Below are 15,974 nucleotides of genomic sequence, written 5' to 3' on the forward strand. Positions count from 1 at the left end.
CGCCGCCGGCCCGGGCTCCGTCAGCACCAGGTCCGCGCCGGCCGGCCCGCCGCTCCCCGCGCCCTCGGCCGCGCCGCGGGCCAGCGCCTGCTCGTGCAGCTGGTCCGGCGGCGGCCGGTGCCCGCTGCGCAGGATCGTCGCGACGGCCCGCATGTACGACGGGGTGGCCACCGTCCGCCGCGCGGGCGGCGGCGCGATGCGCCCGTAGACGGCGTTGTTGCGCCCGCAGTCCAGCGGGTTCTCCCGCAGCCACTGCCAGGTCTCCTGGTCGGCGTGCAGGTCGAGCAGGAGCGTCGTCGCGCCGCTCGGCCGCAGCCGCAGCTCCTCGCGGAGCCAGTGCCAGGGCAGGGCGGTGTAGCGGACGGTCGCCGGTGTGGTGCGGGCCAGCGCCAGGTGCGGCAGGCGCTGGCGCCGGTCCAGCTGGAGCTGCCCGACGACGTAGACGGTCAGCGGTCCGGGTGCCGCCGCGGCCGCACGCAGCCGGGTGAGGACGGCCTGCGGCTCCAGCGGGTCGGCGAGCTCGACCACGTTCGCGGTGTCGGTGCCGGAGAGCACGGCGGGCGGCACGGCCGCGAGTACGGGGAGCACGGAGGCGGCGTCCACCAGGCCCCCCTTGCCCACGGGCGACGCCGCGAGCAGCAGCACGGTTCCGGGCATGTCCCTCCCCCTGTCGATCACGTACGGCAGCACCGTAACCGGTGCGGCTGCGAAGCGGGGCACTCAACCGTCCACGGGCACCCCCCGCCGCCGTACCGCGAAGACCGTGGTGTCGTCGACGAGCCGCCCCCGGCAGTGCCGCAGCGTGCCGTCCCGTACGAGCGCCACCAGCCGCGACGGCGCGGCGTTCGAGGGGTCGGCGGCGACGGCGCGGGCGATGTCCTCGGCGTGCCGGTAGAAGCATCCGTCGGGGTCGCGGGCCTCGGTGACCCCGTCGCTGACCAGCAGCAGCGTCTCGTCCGCGGCGAGGGCCGGCCGGCACACCGGCGGCACCGGCGAGCCGGGGACGAGGTCGCTCATGCCCAGCGGCAGTCCGCCGGCGGCCGGCAGGGCCCGTACGCCCGCGGGGCCGACCGCCAGCGGGGGTTCGTGGCCGAAGACGACGGCGTCCACCACGTCGGGCAGGTCGTCCGAGAACCCGATCAGCACGGCGGTGGCGAAGCGGTCGCCGTCGGACCGGCCGAGGGCGGCGGTCCGCGCGCGGTGGCGTCGCATACGGATCTCCAGGCGCTCGGCGACCGTCGCGAGGTCCGGCTCGTGGTAGGCGGTCTCGCGGAAGGTGCCGAGCAGCGCGGCGGCCGTGTCCACCGCGCCCAGCCCCTTGCCCTGCACGTCGCCGACGAGGACACGGGTGCCGTGCGGGCCGGGCTGGATGTCGTAGAAGTCGCCGCCGACACGGGCCTCGGTGTCCGCGGAGAGGTAGACGGCGGCGTGGTCGAGGCCGCCGAAGCCCACCGGGAGCGGGCGCAGGACGGTGCGGCGGGTGGTGTCGGCGATGTCCCGCATGTGCAGCATGCGCTGCTCGCCGCCGACCCGGACGGCGGCGGCCACCACGGCGATGGTCCCGCCGAGGGTGACGAGGACCAGGCCGGACAGGCCGGTCTCGTCGCGGTGCTGCCAGACGGTGTCGGCGAGGACGTAGACGACGACGGCGACCACCGCGAACGCGGCCGTCGCCCGCACCCCGCAGACCGCGGCGGCCACGCCGGGCACGAGCACCGTCCAGGAGATGATCTCGAACGCCCCGGTGGTGATGTCGGCCGCGGCGATACCGACGAGCAGGAGCAGCGGGAACGCCCAGGCGACACTGTGGCCGCGGACGCTGAGTAGTTCGTGCCGGGACGCGGCGTCGCCCCGGCCGGCGGCCTGGACGAGCCGGCCGATCAGCCGCCACCGGCCGCGCACCGGCCTGCGGTCGCGACCCCTCACGGAGCCAGCGAAACACGCGCCCCCACGGCCCGCATCCTGACTTGCCGGTCCGCCTGCCCAGGTGTGCCCTGGTAGTCGGGGGCGAGGCGAGAGGAGTGCGCTCATGGCTCACGCGGTACCGGCACGCGGCACATCCACCGGAGCACCCACCGGAACGTCCCCCGGGACGCCCCCCGGGACGGGCACGCGCGGCCCGCGTACGAAGGCACCCGACGTCTTCAGCGCGCGGACCCACCGGGTGGCGCGGTGGGCGGGGCCCGTCGCGGCCGGACTGGTCTACGGCTACTGGGCCGCGTCCATCCGCCGTTACGGCGGCCCCATCACCGGCCGGAACCTGCTGTTCGGCTTCCTGACCGTGCTCGCGTTCGTCGTGCTCTACGCCGTGGTGCGGGCCGTGGCCCGGCGGCTGCCGCGCGAAGGCCACGCGGCGTTGTGGGGCGCGTTCGCGGGCAGCGCGCTGGGCTTCCTGTACGCGCAGAGCGGCGTGGCCATGTTCACGTGCGTCCTCGTGTCCCTGCTGGTCGCGGCGGCGGTCTTCGGGGCGCTGTTCTACCGCTACTACACCCACGAGGACGCGCGGGGGCACCGCGTCACCTGACGGCCCGCGCCGTCACCCGTCCCCGGGGTCTGATCCGGGAGCGGGAGCGGGAGCGGGTGGCGCCCGCCCGCAGACCCCGGGGCCGGGCGGGGCGCACGTTCGGCTCGTCCCGGTGGGCCGTATGCAGTCACGCCGGTCGCCCGTGCCGTCGCCGGCGCCTTGTCTGGGAGGGTGCCCCCACGATTCCGGAGCGCCCTGTCGGCCGTCCTGATCGCCCTCGCCTGCCTGGCGGTACCGTGCGGCGTGCCGGCGGGCTGGGCGGCGTACGGGCTGACCGACACCGGACGGTACGTCGCCGCCATGGCGCCGCTCGCCGATGACCCGGACGTACGGGACGCGGTCGCCGACGCGGCCGCGGACGCGGTGGGCGACGGGGTCGCGGACGAGGTCGCGGCCGGCCCCCTGAACGGCACCGTGCGGCTCTTCGCGCAGGACGCGGCACGGTCGTTCACCCGGACCGAGGCCTTCCGCGAGGGCTGGGACGCGGCCAACCGCACCGTCCACGACGCCGTGCTGCGCGCCCTGCGGGACGACCGGGCGGACGGCCAGGCGGTCACCGTCGACCTGGCCCCGGTCGCCGACCGCGTCAAGGACCGGCTCGCCGAGGACAACGTGCCGTTCGCGCGGCGCATCCCGGTCCGGCACATCGCGGTCACCGTGCTCCCGGCCCACGAGGCGGACCGGCTCAGGAAGGGCTACCACGTGCTCGACGTCGCCGCCTTCTGGCTGCCGGTCGCCGCCGTCGTCTTCGCGGTCACCGGCATCGCCGTCGCCGCCTGCCGCCGGCGCGCCGTCACCGCCGCCGGGGTCGGCACCGCCCTCGGCGGGGCGCTGCTCGCCCTCTCCGTCGTGGTGGGCCGCCGGCTCACCGTCGCCGAACTCCCCGACGCGGTGGAGGGCGCGGTGGACGGGCCGGCCGCGGGCGCCGTCTACGACGCCCTCACCGGGACCCTGCGCACGGCCTCCTGGCTGCTGGTCGGCCTCGGCCTCACGGTCGCCCTGGCCTCCTGGCTCACCGGCCGGTACGGACGTCTGCTGCGCCGCCGCCGGGCACCCGCGGGGACCCCCGTCGCCCCGGCACCGCCCCGGCCGCCGCGGCCCCGCCGCTGAGCCGACCGCCGCGCGCCCCGCCCCGAGCCGCCCGAGGCCGGTAATGCCTTGGCCGGGCTCACGGCCGGGCGGCTAGGGTCACCGCCCATGTCCAAGACGACGACCCTGTGGCGTCCCACCGGTCCCGAGGAGCTGGCCCTGGTCGAGGCCTCCGGCTGGACGGCGTGGCCGCCCCGCCTGCCCGAGCAGCCGATCTTCTACCCGGTCCTCAACGAGGACTACGCCGTCCGCATCGCCCGCGACTGGAACGTCCCCGCGTCCGGCTCGGGCTACGTCACCCGCTTCGAGGTCGACGCCGGCTTCCTGGAGCGCTACCCGGTACGCCGGGCCGGCGGCGAGACGATCCTGGAGCTGTGGGTTCCGGCGGAGGAGCTGGACGCGTTCAACGCGCACATCGTGGGGCGCATCGAGGTGATCCGGGAGTTCCACGCGCGGGTGTAGGACCTGTGCGCAACTTCCTGCCCTCGACTCCCGTCTTTGAGGGAGGATTCGGGCATCGCACAGGCAGTGGACACAGAGGCACTGAGCGCAGAGGCAGGCAACGCACCCGCGAGTGGAAGGCCGGGACTTGGACACCGACACGGCGACCGGTGAGTGGACGGACTCCCGCGAACGGCCGGCCGACCGCCGTGCCGGGCGGCGGTTCGGGGCCTGGTGCGCGGGGCTGCTGTTCGCCGGGGTGAGCGTGGTCGTCGGCTGCCGCGCCGCCGACAGCGACGGCATCACACCCGTACCGCAGCTGCTCGCCTTCCTGCCCTGGCTGCTCGTGCCGACCGGCGCCGCGCTGCTGCTGACGCTGCTCGCCCGGTGGTGGACCGGTGCCGTGTGGGGGGTGGCGCTGCTCGGGCTGCTGGCGTGGTTCATCGAGCCGTACGGCAAGACGGGCGACCCCGTCGGGCTGCCGGTCGCCGAGCTGCGGGTGCTGACCTCGAACGTCGAGTTCGGCCAGGGCACCGGCGAGCTGATCTCCGCCGTGCGGCGCGAGAAACCCGACCTCGTATTCGTACAGGAGTGCGAGTACACGTGCGACGCGGCGCTGCGGCGCGACCTCGCCGCCGACTACCCCCACCGGCAGGCCGTCGAGGGCGGCGGCTCCGAGGGGTCCGTCATCCTGAGCGCGTTCCCGCTCAAGGCCGCCCCCGACGTCCCCGGCACCATGGGCATGCCCGGTGCCGTCGCCGACGTGCGCGGCCACGCCGTACGGCTCCAGCTCGCCCACCCGATGCCGCCGCTGCCGGACCAGGTCGGCCTGTGGCGCGAGGAGCTGGACGCGCTGCGCGACGCCGCCGCCGAGGCCGAGGACAGCGGGACCCCCACCGTCCTCGCCGGCGACTTCAACGCCTCCCAGGACCACGCCGCGTTCCGCCGCATCCTCGACACGGGGCTGCGCGACGCGGCCCGGCTGGCCGGGGCCGACCGGACGGCCACCTGGCCGGCCCGGACCGCCCCGGCGTTCGGCGTGCAGATCGACCACGTCCTGGTGTCGGAGGACTTCACCGCGCGCCGCGCCCGGTTCCTGGACCTGGCCGACACCGACCACCGCGCACTGGTCGTCGACCTCACGCTGCACAGGGCCGGCTGACACACCGGCCCCGCCCGGAAGGGAGCGCTCAGACGCCGATGTCGCGGCCGTCCGCGCGCCACACCGCCACGACCGACGGGCGCACGATCTTCCCGGGCCCGTCGGGCCAGCTGCTGGCCGGCTTCTCCACGGAGGCGCCGTCGACCTCGCCCGGGTGCTGCACGGCGACCAGTACGCGCCGGTCCTGGATGAGCGGGCCGCAGGTCTCCGCGCCGTTCGGCACGGTCAGGAACTGCTTCAGCTCACCGCGCCGGTCACCCTTCGTCGCGACGCCGAAGAGGCCGTCGTGAGAGCCGAGCGCGTTGCCGTCGGTGGACAGCCACAGGTTGCCGTGGTCGTCGAAGGCGATGTTGTCGGGGCAGGAGATCGGGCTGACCCGGTCCTTCGGGAAGCCCGCGAAGTAGGTCGCCGGGTCCTCCGGGTCACCGGCGACCAGGAACAGCGACCAGGCGAAGCTGGTGGCGTCGGCCCGGTTCCAGCGCTCGGTCAGCTCCAGGACGTGGCCGTGCTTGTTGCTGTTGCGCGGGTTGGCCTCGTCGGCACCCGCGTACCCGGACTTGCCCCGGTTGGAGTTGTTGGTGAGGGCGACGTACACCTTGCCGGTCGTCGGCGACGGCTCGATGTCCTCGGGGCGGTCCATCTTGGTGGCGCCGACCTTGTCACCGGCGAGCCGCGTGAAGACGCAGACCTCCTCGGCGGTCATGCCGTCGACGTGCGAGACGGCGCCGTCCTCGGTGGCGGTGACCAGCGGGATCCAGCGGCCGCTGCCGTCGAACTCGCCGTCGCTCGGCAGCGTGCCCGTGCCGTCGATCTCGATCGCCGGGGAGTCGCCGCTGAGCTTGGCGACGTAGAGGGTGCCCTCGTCGAGCAGCGACAGGTTGTGCTCGCGCGCCCAGCGGGAGTTGCCGTGCCGCATCCGCTTACTGCCGACGAACTTGTAGAAGTAGTCGAACCGCTCGTCGTCGCCGGTGTAGACGACCGGGCGCCCGTCGCGGGTCAGCCGCACGGTCGCGGCCTCGTGCTTGAAGCGGCCGAGCAGGGTGTGCTTGCGGGGCGTGGAGTCCGGGTCGTACGGGTCGAGCTCGACGACGTACCCGAAGCGGTGCACCTCGTTCGGCTCCTGGGCGACGTCGAAGCGCTTGTCGAACCGCTCCCACTTGCGCTCGGTGGCGCCGGTGCCGATGCCGTAGCGCTTGTCGGTGGCCCGGCTGCTGTTGGCGAAGTACTGGTTGAAGTTCTCCTCGCCGTGCAGCGTCGTACCCCACGGGGTGGTGCCGCCGGCGCAGTTGTTGAGGGTGCCGAGCACCTTGCGGCCACTGCGGTCGGCGGAGGTCTTCACCAGGTCGGAACCGGCGGCGGGCCCGGTCAGCCGGAACTCGGTGGTGGCGGTGATGCGGCGGTTGAGGCGGTGCCGGGAGACGGGCGTCAGCCTGCCGCTGCGGCGCTCCTCCTCCACCACCACGGCGGACAGCCCGTGCGCGGCCCAGGCGATCTCGACCTGCTCGCGGGTCGGGTTGTCGGGGTCGTAGCCGCGGAACATGAGCACCTCGTCGGTGTACTCGTGGTTGGCGACGAGGATCTGCCGGCCGCGCTCACCGTGCAGCGGCAGCAGGGCGAGGAAGTCGTTGTTGTAGCCGAACTGACCGGCCTGGGCCCTGGCGGTCTGGTTCTCCGGGTCGAAGGCGGGCGCCCCGCGCAGGATGGGCTCGCCCCAGCGGATCACGACGTCCTGCCGGTACCCCTCGGGGACGGTGACGGCGTCGTCGGTGTTGGGCGCGACGGGCGTGAACCGCAGCCCGCGCGCGCCCTTCGACGCGGACGGTTTCCCGTGCCCGTGTCCGTGCCCCCTGCCGGCCGCCGGCGCGGCCTGCGCCGACGGCGCCCCCGCCACGCCCACGGCCCCGGCGCCCGCCGCGGCGACGGTGACGACGGCCGCGGCACGCATCATGGAGCGCCGGCTGAGCGCGCCGGCGATGACGTCGCCGACGTACTCGTTGGAGCTGGTGTTGGGCACCTCGTGGAAGCAGGCGTCACCACACCGGAAACGGCAGGTCATGGCGGACCGGCCGCCGGGATGCGAACCGGACGGCGTTCCGATCAACGGCAGCAGCTTGCGCACTGTGATTCTCCCCTGAGAAGCCCTTGGATGCCCTTGGTGTCAGCGCGACCGTAGGTGCACATACGTGCGGGAGACGGGCGCCACGGTGAACGACGGGTGAATCCACGGAAGCCGGAGGGGAATTACCGCGGCGTCTCGATCCCTCCTTGACGCGCCCGGGCTTTCGTGGCAGACCCTGCACAAGATCACAAGCCGGGGCCGCTAACCTTACGTGTCCGTCCTGGCCAGGGATTGACGGGCATCAACTCACGCGAAGGGTTGCGCACATGGGCATTCTCACTCTCCTGCGGAACGCGTTCGGACGGTCACGCAAAGAACGGACCGCCCAGGCGGAGGGTGCGACGCAGGAGACGGCACCGCCGGCCATCGCGCCGGAGCCGAAGCTCCCGTCCCAGCCCACCGCACTCCCGGAACCGGTCGAGGCTCCGGAGCCGACGGAGACCGCCGACCCCGCCCCGAAGACGGCCCAGGTCCCCGAGCCCCGCACGGCGGCCTCCCCCGACGAGCACGAACTCGTCAAGGCGGCCTTCGCCAACGTCACGGTCCCGAAACCGACGGAGTCCCCGGACAAGACCTCGGACCGGCAGCCCCCGGAGCCGGAGACCACACCGGAACCCCGGCCGGAGCCCACCCCCGCCGTGGAATCCGAGGCCGAACGCGAACCTGAGGCCGCCACCGAGCCCGAGGCCACCTCTGAGTCCGAGCCCGAGGTTGCCACCTCCAAGCCCGAAGCCGAGCCCGAGGCCGAGGCCACCTCCAAGCCCGCGCCAGAAGCCGCCCCCGAGGCAGAGCCCGTCTCCAAGCCCGAAGCCGAAGCCGGAGCCGAGGAGACCCCGGCCGCCGAGACGGCGGAACCCGCCGAGCCCGAAGCCCTGGCAGAGCCGGCCACCCCCACCCCCACCCCCGCCCCCACCCCCGCCCCCGAGCCCGCAGCCGCCGACGGCGAAGGGACCCCACAGGGGCCACCCGCACCCGACAACGAACCCGGCACGGGTGGTGCGGGTGGGAACACAGGGGCCGAAGGCGAAGCCGAGGCCAAGCCGGCCCCCCGGCCGGAGGCCCAGGCCCCGAAACCGGCGACCACCGCCGCCCGCGTCCGCTCCCGCGCCCCCGGCCTCACCACCGCCTACAAGGCCGCCGCCACCGCCCTCAAGAAGCACGGCCTCACCGGCACCCGCGCCAAGGTCCACCTCGTCCTCGACCGCTCCGCCTCCATGCGCCCGTACTACAAGGACGGCTCCGCCCAGACCCTCGCCGAGCAGACCCTCGCCCTCGCCGCCCACCTGGACCCCGAGGCCACGGTCCACGTCACGTTCTTCTCCACGGAGGTGGACGGCGCCGGCGACCTCACCCTCACCGACCACGAGAACAAGATCGAAGAGCTGCACGGCGCCCTCGGCCGCATGGGCCGCACCAGCTACCACGCCGCCGTGGAGGCCGTCCTCGCCCACCACGAGAAGGAAGCCCCCGGCACCCCCGCCCTGGTGGTCTTCCAGACCGACGGCGCCCCCGACGCCAAGACCCCCGCCACCCAGTCCCTGACCGACGCGGCGGCGAACCACCCGAACGTGCACTTCTCCTTCGTCGCCTTCGGCGACCCGGAGAACAAGGCCTTCGACTACCTCCGCAAGCTCAAGACCGCCAACGCCTCCCACTTCCTCGCCGGCGAGACCCCCAGGGAGCTCACCGACAAGGAGCTCTACGAGGGCGTACTGGCCACCTGGCGCCCGTAGGACCCACGAGGGCGGACAGGGGCGGACAGGAAGAACCATCCTGTCCGCCCCTGTCCGCCCCCCGAAACGCGTGTGAGTCGATCTCCATCCGACCAGTAGGATTTCGACCATGGCGGCCACTGGAAACGAGAAGCAGGGGGCGAAGGCGTACTACGTCTCGACCCCCATCTACTACGTCAACGACGCTCCTCACCTGGGCCACGCCTATACGACCGTCGCAGGCGACGTGCTCACCCGCTGGCACCGCCAGCGTGGCGAGAAGGTGTGGTACCTCACCGGCACGGACGAGCACGGTCAGAAGATCATGCGCACGGCCGAGGCGAACGGGGTCACCCCGCAGGCCTGGGCCGACAAGCTCGTCACCGAGGCCTGGAAGCCCCTGTGGGAGCACCTCGACATCGCGAACGACGACTTCATCCGCACCACGCAGAAGCGGCACACCGACCGCGTCCAGGAGTTCGTGCAGGACCTGTACGACAAGGACGAGATCTACAAGGGCGGCTACGAGGGCCCGTACTGCGTGGGCTGCGAGGAGTACAAGCTCCCCGGCGAGCTGCTCGACGGCGAGGGCGAGTACGCGGGCCAGAAGCTGTGCCCGATCCACAAGAAGCCGGTGGAGATCCTCAGCGAGGAGAACTACTTCTTCAAGCTGAGCGCGTACAGCGAGAAGCTGCTCGCGCACTACGAGGCCAACCCGGGCTTCATCCAGCCCGAGTCCGCGCGCAACGAGGTCGTGAACTTCGTCCGCCAGGGCCTCCAGGACCTCTCCATCTCCCGCTCGACCTTCGACTGGGGCGTGCCGGTCCCCTGGGACGACAAGCACGTCATCTACGTGTGGGTCGACGCCCTGCTGAACTACGCCACGGCGGTCGGCTACAACGAGAACCCGGAGAAGTTCGAGGCGACGTTCCCCGCCGACGTGCACCTGGTCGGCAAGGACATCCTCCGCTTCCACGCGGTCATCTGGCCGGCGATGCTGATGGCGCAGGGCCTCCCGCTCCCCGGGAAGATCGCCGCGAACGGCTGGCTGATGGTCGGCGGCGAGAAGATGTCGAAGTCCAACCTGACCGGCATCAAGCCGCAGGACCTGACCTCGCACTTCGGCGTGGACGCGTACCGCTGGTACTTCCTGCGCGCGATCGCGTTCGGCCAGGACGGCTCGTTCTCCTGGGAGGACTTCTCCGCCCGCTACACCAGCGAGCTGGCCAACGACTACGGCAACCTCGCCTCCCGCGTCGCGGCCATGGTCGGCAAGTACTTCGGCGGCGAGCTGCCGGCCTCGGCGGCCGACGGTGACGCGGAGAAGGCGATCCACGACGGCCTGACCAAGGCCGTCACGGAGGCCGACCGGAAGATCGGCGAGGAGCTGGACTTCCAGGGCGGCATCCTGGCCGTCTTCGACTTCGTCAAGCAGGTCAACGGCTACATCACCGAGCAGGAGCCCTGGAAGGTCGCCAAGGACGACTCGCCGGAGGGCAAGGCCCGCCTGGCGACGATCCTCTACACGGCCGCGGAGTCGCTCCGCGCGGTGGCGGTCCTCCTCAACCCGATCATGCCGGACACCTCCCAGAAGCTCTGGGACTCGCTCGGCGCCGAGGCGTCCCTCGGCGGCCTCGCGGACCAGAGGGTGCAGGAGGCGGCGGACTGGGGCCGGCTGCCCGCCGGCACGACGGTCACCAAGGGCGCGGTGCTCTTCCCGCGTCTCGAGGAGAAGCCGACCGCGTAACGCGCTCGCTACAGCACGGGGCCCGGGAGGGGCAGACCTTCTCCCGGGCCTTCTGCTTTGCGAAGATCGGACAAATAGCCAGCTCACGTGGGAGGACCGTCCATGGCACTGTTCGGCAACGCGCACAGCATCAACCCGGCCCAGGCGCAGCAGGACTACGCGCGTCTGCTCGGCCACGGAGAGCAGATCCACGCCGCCTACCTGCTGATCCGCGACACCATCCTGCTCACCGACCGGCGCCTGATCCTGGTCGACAAGCAGGGCATCACCGGCAAGAAGACCGAGTACCACTCGATCCCGTACCGCAGCATCACGCACTTCTCGGTCGAGACGGCCGGCCACTTCGACCTCGACGCCGAACTGAAGATCTGGCTCTCGGGCTCCCAGACCCCCATCCAGAAGACCTTCACCAAGGGCGTCGACATCTACGAGGTCCAGGCGATCCTGACCCAGTTCGTGGCCCGCTGACGCGGGCGCCCTGCCCGGAGCGAACGATTCTCCGGTCCCCGAACGAGTGAATGCTCCGGCATATGCCGAATACTCCTGCCAGGACCGCACTTAACTGGCGCTCATGGTCAAAGCAACACACGAGGCCTCCCACCGGCTCTTCCAGGAGCACCCGGAGGCTCTCGCGCCTGTCTTCGAGGCACTGGGGCTTCCGCCGCCCTCGAAGGACGACTTCGACGAGCTCTCCCCCGACGCCACCGAGATCCGGCCGATGGAGCGCCGTGTGGACACGGTGCTCAGGTTCGCGCCCGACATGGGGGAGAACTTCGTGCTCGCCCTCGAGTCGCAGACCAAGAAGGACCCCGACAAGGCGAGGAGCTGGGCGTACTACGTCGCGTACCTGTGCGCGAAGTACGACCTGCCGGTCGTGCTGGTGGCGGTCTGCCGGGACCGTGCCACAGCGGCGTGGGCCGCGGGGCCCTTCGAATGCGGCGTGGCCTCCTGGCCGACCCAGACCACCCGGCCGATCGTCCTGGGGCCCCAGACGGTCCCGGAAGTGACCGACGAGGTGGCGGTGGCCCGGCGCCCCGCCCTGGCGGTGCTCTCCGCCATCGTCCACAGCGAGAGCCGCCGCGCGCCCGCCATACTGGAAGCCGTCGCCCGCGGGCTGTTGTCCTTCGAGCCGGACATCACGAAGTACTGGTTCGAAATGGTGGAGGTCGGATTGGAATCCACTCCGACCAGGGAGAATTGGAGAAAGCTGATGCAGGACGTCATCACCCACTTCCCGGGACACCGGACACTGTTCGAGGAGAAGTACCTCGAGGGCAGGGCCGAAGGAAAGGCCGAGGGAAAGGCCGAGGGAAAGGCCGAGGGCGAGGCCCGCGGTGAGGCCAAGGGCGTCCTGCGGGTACTGGAGGTGCGTGGCCTCGTGATCACTGACGCCGTCCGTGAGCGCATCCGCACGTGTTCCGACCTCACCCTCCTCAACGACTGGCTGGACCGCGCCGGCACAGTAGAGCGAGCGGAGGACCTGTTCGCCCCGGAGACGGGCCACCCGGAGCTCCCGGAGGACACCCCGTGAACCGAGACACCTCGGTGTCGAGCGCCTGGGCCAGGAGCTACGGGACAAGCTCAGTGGCCTTCACCACCCAGGCGGCCTGACTACAACGCGCCCCGCGCCCGGTGACAACCAGGCTCGGGGCATGCGTGGTTGAGGCGTCAGGTCCCGGACGCGTACGTCACAAAGCCCGCCCACGCCTCCGGCGCCACCGCGAAGCGGGGGCTCGCGTCGCGGTACTTGGAGTCGCGGACGTGGACGGTGCCGGAGGTGGTCGCCACCTCGACACACGAGTCGCCGTCGGGACCGCTGCTGTAGCTGCTCTTGAACCACGCCAGTTCGGAGGCATCCCCGGCGGAGGCCTTGCGGATCATGTTTCTCCCAGCAGTTGCTCGATGAAGGCCAGCGACTCCCCCGGCGGGAAGGCCTGCGCCCGGATGGTGCCGTACCGCAGCTCAAGGATGCGAAGCTGCCTCGGATCGTGCGTCGGGCGGCTGTTGAACGCCCCGTCGGAGCGTCCCACCGCCGTGCCGTCCTCGAACTTCAGCACCTCGATCCTGCCGCTCATACCGGGGTGTGGTCCACTCTCCATCGGCATCACCTGGAGGGTGACACTGTTCATCTGCCCCACCTCCAGCAAGCGTTCGAATTGCTGCCGTCGGACCATTGTGCCCCCAACCTTGCGCCGGAGCGTCCCCTCTTCCAGGACGAAGCTCAGCGCGGGCGCAGGAGACCGCTCGTAGACGGCCTGCCGAGCCATACGGGCGGCTACTCGGCGTTCCAGATCTTCCGGCGTGTAGGCGGGCTGCCACGACTCAAGCAGCGCCCTGGTGTACTCGGGAGTCTGCAACAGACCGGCGATGTTGCTGTTCTCGTACACCCCGATCTCGACCGCCCGCGCCTCCATCTGAGCAAGATCCCGCACCTTCTTCGGATACCGGACCTTCGCCACGTCCTCCTTCATCGCGGCGAGCAGGCCACCCGCCCCCAGCACCTCGTCGGCCATGTCCAGGTACTCCGGCCGGGGAATCCGCTTTCCGCCCTCGATCTTGTAGACGAGATCCTCGCCGTACCCCACGGCCTGGCCGAACTCGCCGGCCCGCATTCCCACGGCCTCCCGGCGCAGCTTCAACTGCCGCCCCACGGTGGCGACCACCGCCACGCCCCACTCGTCGTCCGGGTCCACCTCCCACCCAGGCTCGTCAGCCTCGGTCCTGAGCTGCCGGACCTCACCGTCCACCGACATGCGCGCGCCCCTCCGTCGTACCGCCTCGTACCAGCCACGCCCTACCCGTACGCACCGGCCTGACAAGCCCGGACACCACCGGACAACCACCGGACAGTCACCGTACGCAACGGCGTCATCACTCCTCACGGTACGCAGCTGCGGCCACGCTGAGTGACGTGAATGAGAAACTCACCCAACCCGGCGGGCGCGTCCGCAACTTCGGCCTCCTGCTGTCCCCCACACCCCGGGGCGCACGTCTCGCCCGGCTGCTGGCAACCGAACAACTGCGCGCTTGGGGGCTTCCGTTGGATCCGGCGGCGCAGATCGTGGCCGAGCTGGCGAACAACGCCGCCACCCACGGACGCGTCCCGGGCCGGAACTTCCAGCTCCTGCTCTACGTGGTCGGCGAGACCCTCCGCATCGAGGTCACGGACACGCGCGGTGACCGGCTGCCGCGCCTGCGCCCCACCGGCCCCGCCGACGAGTCCGGCCGCGGCCTGGCCCTCGTGGCGGCCCTCGCCGACCGCTGGGGCGTGGCCCCCGGCAGGCCGCCCCGCAAAACGGTCTGGGCCGAACTCTCCCTCTCCGCACGGGAAGTGCCGGAACCCGACGGCACGCGTTCCGGTCGTACCTGCGCCCCCTATGAACTGCTAACTGGGCAGAAAGCACCCCACCAAACCCCACCCCTCCCTCCCGCCGGGCAAACTCACTCCCTCGGGTGAATATGCCAACTTGGCTGGATTCAGGGCCGGTTGTCTGTCCTACGCTCAGCGACGACACGACCACCCGACATGCGTCGGCCCCCGCCGGGAGTGGCTTCCCAGTGCGAGGGCCTAACCACCAAGGAAGAAAGAAGCTTCCCGATGACTGCACAGCACCCTAACGCGCCCGCGCCCGCCCCGTCCCGAACCCTGGACGAAGACCACCCCCACGAGCAGCCGTTCGCGGGCGTCGTCCACGACAACGTCCGCCACACCGAGAACTTCACGGTGATCGGCAACCACCTCGTCCAGCACAAGGATCTGTCCCTGCTCGCCATCGGGCTCTCCTGCTACATCCAGTCCGTGCGCCAGGGCACCTCCGTCGACATCAAGACCCTCGCCGCCCGCTTCCCCGAGGGCCCCACCCGCATCGCCGCCGCCCTGCGCGAGCTCGAGAAGCACGGCTACCTCCAGCGCACGTGTACGCGCACCTCCACCGGCCGTATCGTCACCCGCACGGTCTCCCGCAACAGGCCCGGACACAGCAGCGGCGGCGCACGGGAGACGGCATCCCGCCCTTCCGTCCGGCGCGCGGCCCAGGAGAAGCCGCCACCACGCAAGCGCCTCCCCGCCGTGCCCCAGCCGTCGCATCCCGCCCCCGCCCTCCTCCAGGCGGCCGTCGACGTCCTCACCGGCCTGCGCCGCCGCGACCCCCGGCTGCTTCTTTCCGCCACCGACGCGGAACACCTCGCCCCGGGCGTCGCCGCCTGGCTGGAACGCGAGGTCGGCCCCACCGCCGTACGCCACGCGCTGACCGAGAACCTGCCGCTGGAGCCCCTGATCCGGCCCGCCGCCTTCCTCGCCCACCGCCTGGCCGCCCAGCTGCCGCCCCCACCGCCGTTCCGGCCCCCGGCCCCGCCGGCCGCCCACGAGTCCCGGCACCCCCTCCAGACCTGCGACGGCTGCGACCGCGCCTTCCGCGCCCCGGATCCCGGCCGCTGCCGCGACTGCCGAACCGACCACCCGGAGGACGCCTAGCATGAAGGCGACGATCCTTGCCCGAGCCCGTGGGCACACACGACGAGGAGCGAGCGCCATGACCATCGCACCCGACAACGCGCAGCAGGGCGCCTCCCACCAATACCGGGCCATGCGCGACTTCGTTCAGTCCTCGGACGACACGCTCCCCGGCAAGTTCGAGATCACCAAGGAAGGGATCGTCCACGACATGATGTCGCCCAGCGGTCGGCACGAGCTGACCACACTGCGGCTCCGGAAGCGCCTGGAAAAGGTGATGCCGGAAGAGATCGTGGCGCACACCGGTGAGCCGGACGTGGAGGACGAGCCCGAAGGCGTCATGCGGCGGCCCGATCTGATGGTGATCGCCGAGGATGACATGGACGTCGAGGGGTCGTTCGACCCCCGGTCGCTCATCGCTGCCGTCGAGGTCGTCTCCCGCTCCAACCCGGGCAACGACTGGGTGGGCAAAGTGCGCGACTATCCCCTGCTCGGCATCCCCGTTTACGCGGTCTTCGACCCCCGCACAGGCACCGGCGCCGTTTTCACGGACATCCACGCCACCCCGGACGGCCCTCGCTACGCCACCCGCAAGGACTTCGTCTACGGCGAGGACGTCACGATCGCCGACTGGACCATCTCGACCCGGGATCTGCCGCTCTACCAGGGCGAGCACCAGGTGTGACGACGACGAAGGGCCCGGAACCGCTCCACGGTTCCGAGCCCC

General features: G+C 71.9%; 15 protein-coding genes and 1 pseudogene. 11 read left to right on the forward strand and 5 right to left on the reverse strand.

The genetic code is table 11. From position 1 onward, the window contains the following. Positions 1-657 (reverse strand): annotated as a pseudogene (locus ACP4J0_RS33820) (hypothetical protein); the annotation flags it as partial. A gap of 63 nt (positions 658-720) precedes the next feature. After that, positions 721-1,884 (reverse strand): PP2C family protein-serine/threonine phosphatase, encoded by a 1,164-nt coding sequence (locus ACP4J0_RS33825; protein WP_426602631.1) that lies wholly within the window; start codon positions 1,882-1,884, stop codon positions 721-723. A gap of 145 nt (positions 1,885-2,029) precedes the next feature. Here ACP4J0_RS33825 and ACP4J0_RS33830 point away from each other — a divergent pair, with 145 nt between their 5' ends. From ACP4J0_RS33830 to ACP4J0_RS33845, 4 genes are all read left to right on the forward strand, one after another. After that, complete coding sequence (locus ACP4J0_RS33830; RefSeq protein ID WP_426602566.1) at positions 2,030-2,524, forward strand: hypothetical protein; 495 nt, start codon at positions 2,030-2,032, stop codon at positions 2,522-2,524. A 171-nt stretch (positions 2,525-2,695) separates the two neighbouring features. After that, positions 2,696-3,634 (forward strand): hypothetical protein, encoded by a 939-nt coding sequence (locus ACP4J0_RS33835; RefSeq protein ID WP_426602568.1) that lies wholly within the window; start codon positions 2,696-2,698, stop codon positions 3,632-3,634. An 87-nt stretch (positions 3,635-3,721) separates the two neighbouring features. After that, positions 3,722-4,075, forward strand: a complete 354-nt coding sequence (locus tag ACP4J0_RS33840) for a hypothetical protein (RefSeq protein ID WP_426602570.1) — start codon at positions 3,722-3,724, stop codon at positions 4,073-4,075. Between the two features lie 127 nt (positions 4,076-4,202). Continuing rightward, entirely contained in the window at positions 4,203-5,216 is a 1,014-nt protein-coding gene (locus tag ACP4J0_RS33845) for an endonuclease/exonuclease/phosphatase family protein (protein ID WP_426602572.1), read from the forward strand. 28 nt (positions 5,217-5,244) lie between these two features. Here ACP4J0_RS33845 and ACP4J0_RS33850 read toward each other — a convergent pair whose 3' ends face one another. Further along, positions 5,245-7,335, reverse strand: a complete 2,091-nt coding sequence (locus tag ACP4J0_RS33850; RefSeq protein ID WP_426602574.1) for a PhoX family protein — start codon at positions 7,333-7,335, stop codon at positions 5,245-5,247. Positions 7,336-7,601: 266 nt separating this feature from the next. On the opposite strand from ACP4J0_RS33850, the gene ACP4J0_RS33855 reads away from it, so the two are divergent. From ACP4J0_RS33855 to ACP4J0_RS33870, 4 genes are all read left to right on the forward strand, one after another. Further along, positions 7,602-9,068, forward strand: coding sequence for a VWA domain-containing protein (locus tag ACP4J0_RS33855; protein ID WP_426602576.1), 1,467 nt, complete (start codon positions 7,602-7,604; stop codon positions 9,066-9,068). A gap of 109 nt (positions 9,069-9,177) precedes the next feature. Continuing rightward, positions 9,178-10,794, forward strand: coding sequence for a methionine--tRNA ligase (gene metG, locus ACP4J0_RS33860; RefSeq protein WP_426602578.1), 1,617 nt, complete (start codon positions 9,178-9,180; stop codon positions 10,792-10,794). Between the two features lie 102 nt (positions 10,795-10,896). Next, positions 10,897-11,262 (forward strand): PH domain-containing protein, encoded by a 366-nt coding sequence (locus tag ACP4J0_RS33865; protein ID WP_426602580.1) that lies wholly within the window; start codon positions 10,897-10,899, stop codon positions 11,260-11,262. 103 nt (positions 11,263-11,365) lie between these two features. Further along, positions 11,366-12,325, forward strand: coding sequence for a hypothetical protein (locus ACP4J0_RS33870; RefSeq protein ID WP_426602582.1), 960 nt, complete (start codon positions 11,366-11,368; stop codon positions 12,323-12,325). Between the two features lie 137 nt (positions 12,326-12,462). On the opposite strand, the gene ACP4J0_RS33875 is transcribed toward ACP4J0_RS33870, so the two are convergent. Together ACP4J0_RS33875 and ACP4J0_RS33880 are read right to left on the reverse strand one after the other, a co-directional pair. After that, a complete protein-coding gene (locus ACP4J0_RS33875; RefSeq protein WP_426602584.1) occupies positions 12,463-12,675 on the reverse strand; it encodes a DUF397 domain-containing protein in 213 nt (70 codons plus the stop codon). Then, on the reverse strand, positions 12,672-13,547 hold the full coding sequence (locus ACP4J0_RS33880; RefSeq protein ID WP_426602586.1) for a helix-turn-helix domain-containing protein: 876 nt from the start codon (positions 13,545-13,547) through the stop codon (positions 12,672-12,674). The genes ACP4J0_RS33875 and ACP4J0_RS33880 overlap by 4 nt, the downstream gene beginning before the upstream one ends. Before the next feature lie 158 nt (positions 13,548-13,705). Between ACP4J0_RS33880 and ACP4J0_RS33885 the strand changes: the two genes are divergently transcribed. The 3 genes from ACP4J0_RS33885 to ACP4J0_RS33895 all read left to right on the forward strand — a co-directional run bounded on the left by ACP4J0_RS33885 (position 13,706) and on the right by ACP4J0_RS33895 (position 15,932). Beyond that, positions 13,706-14,251, forward strand: a complete 546-nt coding sequence (locus ACP4J0_RS33885) for an ATP-binding protein (protein WP_426602587.1) — start codon at positions 13,706-13,708, stop codon at positions 14,249-14,251. Positions 14,252-14,392: 141 nt separating this feature from the next. Continuing rightward, a complete protein-coding gene (locus tag ACP4J0_RS33890; RefSeq protein ID WP_426602589.1) occupies positions 14,393-15,268 on the forward strand; it encodes a helix-turn-helix domain-containing protein in 876 nt (291 codons plus the stop codon). A 58-nt stretch (positions 15,269-15,326) separates the two neighbouring features. Beyond that, positions 15,327-15,932 carry a Uma2 family endonuclease gene (locus ACP4J0_RS33895; RefSeq protein WP_426602591.1) on the forward strand — a complete coding sequence of 202 codons (606 nt, stop codon included), beginning with the start codon at positions 15,327-15,329 and terminating at the stop codon, positions 15,930-15,932. Positions 15,933-15,974: the final 42 nt, after the last annotated feature.

Origin of the sequence: Streptomyces sp. WG7, assembly GCF_049975785.1 — a bacterium.
Taxonomy (GTDB): domain Bacteria; phylum Actinomycetota; class Actinomycetes; order Streptomycetales; family Streptomycetaceae; genus Streptomyces.

Bases quoted from the DNA above. Each gene is read 5' to 3' on its own strand.
- ACP4J0_RS33895 (WP_426602591.1), top strand. From the start codon at position 15,327: ATGACCATCGCACCCGACAACGCGCAGCAGGGCGCCTCCCACCAATAC.
- ACP4J0_RS33875 (WP_426602584.1), bottom strand. From the start codon at position 12,675: ATGATCCGCAAGGCCTCCGCCGGGGATGCCTCCGAACTGGCGTGGTTC.
- ACP4J0_RS33865 (WP_426602580.1), top strand. From the start codon at position 10,897: ATGGCACTGTTCGGCAACGCGCACAGCATCAACCCGGCCCAGGCGCAG.
- ACP4J0_RS33830 (WP_426602566.1), top strand. From the start codon at position 2,030: ATGGCTCACGCGGTACCGGCACGCGGCACATCCACCGGAGCACCCACC.
- ACP4J0_RS33880 (WP_426602586.1), bottom strand. From the start codon at position 13,547: ATGTCGGTGGACGGTGAGGTCCGGCAGCTCAGGACCGAGGCTGACGAG.
- ACP4J0_RS33870 (WP_426602582.1), top strand. From the start codon at position 11,366: ATGGTCAAAGCAACACACGAGGCCTCCCACCGGCTCTTCCAGGAGCAC.
- metG (WP_426602578.1), top strand. From the start codon at position 9,178: ATGGCGGCCACTGGAAACGAGAAGCAGGGGGCGAAGGCGTACTACGTC.
- ACP4J0_RS33840 (WP_426602570.1), top strand. From the start codon at position 3,722: ATGTCCAAGACGACGACCCTGTGGCGTCCCACCGGTCCCGAGGAGCTG.
- ACP4J0_RS33855 (WP_426602576.1), top strand. From the start codon at position 7,602: ATGGGCATTCTCACTCTCCTGCGGAACGCGTTCGGACGGTCACGCAAA.
- ACP4J0_RS33890 (WP_426602589.1), top strand. From the start codon at position 14,393: ATGACTGCACAGCACCCTAACGCGCCCGCGCCCGCCCCGTCCCGAACC.